A 2,700-nucleotide genomic window follows, 5' to 3' on the forward strand; every position below is an offset into this window, starting at 1 on the left:
GTTCGGCGGCAAGGACGCGCTCTACGCCGCGGCCGCGCGGCGGTATCTGGAGCACCGGTCGCGGCCGATGTTCGACGAGCTGGCCGCGGACGGCCGCGGGCTGGTGGCGGTGCGCTCGTTCTTCGACAAGCTGCTGCGGCTGCGGCTCTCCGGGGAGTACGCCGGCTGGGGTTGCATGATGGCGAACGCGAACACCGAGAGCCCGCCGGACGCCGTACGGGCAGTGCTGTCCGAGCACCACGCCGTACTGCGTGACTCGCTGGCCGCCGCTCTGAACGTTGCGCAGGGCAACGGAGAGCTGCGGACCGGGACCGACGTCGCAGGTGCGGCGGAGCTGCTCACGCTGCTCGCCTACGCGATCAACTTGCGGTCGCGGTCCGGGGCGACCCGGGCACAGCTCAAGGCCGCCGTGACCACCGCGTTGTCCGCCCTCGCCGCCTAGGCCGTCCAGACCCGCGGGTCCGGACCCTTGGGGACGATGCCGGTCGGGTTGATGTTGTCGTGGGTGACGTAGTAGTGCCGCTTGATCTGGTCGAAGTCGACGGTCTCGCCGAAGCCCGGGTGCTGGTACAGGCGGCGCGCGTACGCCCACAGGTTCGGGAACTCGGTCAGCTTCTGCCGGTTGCACTTGAAGTGCCCGTGATACACCGCATCGAAGCGGACCAGCGTCGTGAAGAGCCGGACGTCCACCTCGCGGAGCGTGTCACCGAGCAGGTACGGACGGTCCCGCAGGCGCTCCTCGAGTACGTCGAGACGCGCGAAGAGCACGTCGTACGCCGCCTCGTACGCCTCCTGGCTGGTCGCGAAGCCGCACCGGTACACGCCGTTGTTGACGTCGCGGTAGATCTCCTCGATCAGCTGGTCCATCTCGGCCCGGTCGTCCGGGATCAGCTTCGGGGCATCGGCCCGGTGGAAGTCCACCCACTCCGTGGAGAGATCGAGCGTGATCTGCGGGTAGTCGTTCGTGACCACCTGGCCGGTCAGCGTGTCGACGATCGCGGGCACGGTCACGCGGCCGTCGTACGCCGGATCGGTGCGCAGGTACGCCTCGGAGAGGAACGCGATGCCGAGCACCGGGTCGCGGCCGTCCGGGTCGAGGGTGAACCGCCAGCCACGCTCGTCACGGATCGGGTCGACGATGGCCAGACCGATCGCGTCCTCGAGGCCGAGCAGCCGGCGGACGATGACCGCCCGGTGCGCCCACGGGCAGGCCAGGCTGACGACCAGCCGGTACCGCCCCGCTTCGACCGGCCAGCGGCCCCGGTCGTCCGGACCCTCGCCGCGCTGCGCGGTGGAGTCCCTGCTGATCCGGCCGGTGAACCTGTTGCCCTGCCGCTTCCATTCGCCGGTCGACGACGTCTCCTGTACGAACTGTGCCCGGGTCATAGCGTTAAAACTACCCCCGGCTGGGAATTGCCTGAGCCTGTGGACGGTCACTGGCCGTGAGATGGCAGCGGACGTTACAGTCGTGCTGACATGGTCGTCCGGGACAACGGGGTCGCGGACGGTTCGCGCGGTACGACACACCGCGGCCCGCGTTCCCCGGCAACCGGTTTGCCGGGCAGAGTCTCAGGGATACTTGACCTCATGGCCCGCCCACGGAACAACCCAGGTGATCTCGCCGAGCTCCCCACCGAGCTCCGCACCGATCGCCCGAAGGGTGACCAGATCCGCGAGATTCTGGAGAACCTCACCCGCTCGCTGGCCGTCGGCACCGTGCTGCCGTCCGAGCGCGTCCTCGCCGAGCGGTTCGGCGTCGCCCGGATGACCGTCCGGCAGGAGGTCGACCGCGTCGTGGCCGAAGGGCTGGCCAACCGCCGCCCCGGCGGCGGCACCTTCGTCGCCGAGCCGCGCCCGTCCCGGATGCTCGCCTCCTCGTTCAGCCAGGACATGGCCAACCGCGGCATCCGCCCCGGCGCCAAGGTCCTCGAGCACCGCGTCGGCGCCGCCGACGAGCACCTCGCCCACGAGCTCGAGGAACCGATCGGCACCCCCGTCCTGCACCTCGTCCGCCTCCGCACCGCCGACGGCGACCCGATGGCGATCGAGCGCACCACCCTGTCCCTGCACCGCTACCCCGGCCTGGACGAGATCGACTTCACCGAGAAGTCCCTCTACACCGAGCTCTCCACCCGGTACGGCGTAACCCTCGGCATGGTCTCCGCCTCCATCGTCGCCGCCCCACCCGAGCCGGCCGACGCCGAACTACTGGAGATCGGCAGCACCACCCCCTGCCTGATCATCACCTCGGCCCCCCGCACCGCCTCCGACCAAGTCATCGAATTCGGCGTCTCCATCTACCGCTCCGACCGCTACGACATCACCGTCGCCTACCGCGCCACCTGAAACGCGAGGTAGTAGACCCCCAGCGTGCGACACCGGTGCGAACCAGCCCGGACCCGGCGTGCCTGGCGATCGCGTGGACGTTGCTGACAGCCGACGGGAGGCGGGAACGTGCTACGCAGCCGTGGGTGAGAGGTGAGCTGGCGTGGTCAGAGGTGGGGCGACTGACGGGCGAGCGCGACGAGCCCGTCCTAGCCCGTCCTAGCCCGTACCCGTAGCACCCGCAGCACCGGCAGTGATCGCGGCGCCGCCCGCGTCCGCTGGCAGCCCCCGCCCCCGGGCCAGCTGTACTGATCAGTCACGTTGGTTAGGCGGGTGATTGGTGGGTGTTTGTTGGTGGCGGTATGGGGTTTGTGG

3 protein-coding genes are annotated in these 2,700 nt (G+C 69.9%); 2 read left to right on the plus strand and 1 reads right to left on the minus strand.

The window, feature by feature from the left end; all coding sequences use genetic code 11:
• Positions 1-442 (plus strand): TetR family transcriptional regulator C-terminal domain-containing protein (locus tag VFF46_RS27590; protein WP_325040142.1); only part of this gene is annotated, 442 nt, incomplete at its 5' end.
• Here the strand turns inward: VFF46_RS27590 and VFF46_RS27595 are convergent.
• A complete protein-coding gene (locus VFF46_RS27595; RefSeq protein ID WP_325040143.1) occupies positions 439-1,386 on the minus strand; it encodes a glutathione S-transferase family protein in 948 nt (315 codons plus the stop codon). The genes VFF46_RS27590 and VFF46_RS27595 overlap by 4 nt on opposite strands.
• A 201-nt stretch (positions 1,387-1,587) precedes the next feature.
• Here VFF46_RS27595 and VFF46_RS27600 point away from each other — a divergent pair, with 201 nt between their 5' ends.
• Positions 1,588-2,346 carry a GntR family transcriptional regulator gene (locus tag VFF46_RS27600; protein ID WP_325040144.1) on the plus strand — a complete coding sequence of 253 codons (759 nt, stop codon included), beginning with the start codon at positions 1,588-1,590 and terminating at the stop codon, positions 2,344-2,346.
• Positions 2,347-2,700 lie beyond the last annotated feature (354 nt).

This window comes from Kribbella sp. (genome assembly GCF_035655035.1).
Taxonomy (GTDB): domain Bacteria; phylum Actinomycetota; class Actinomycetes; order Propionibacteriales; family Kribbellaceae; genus Kribbella.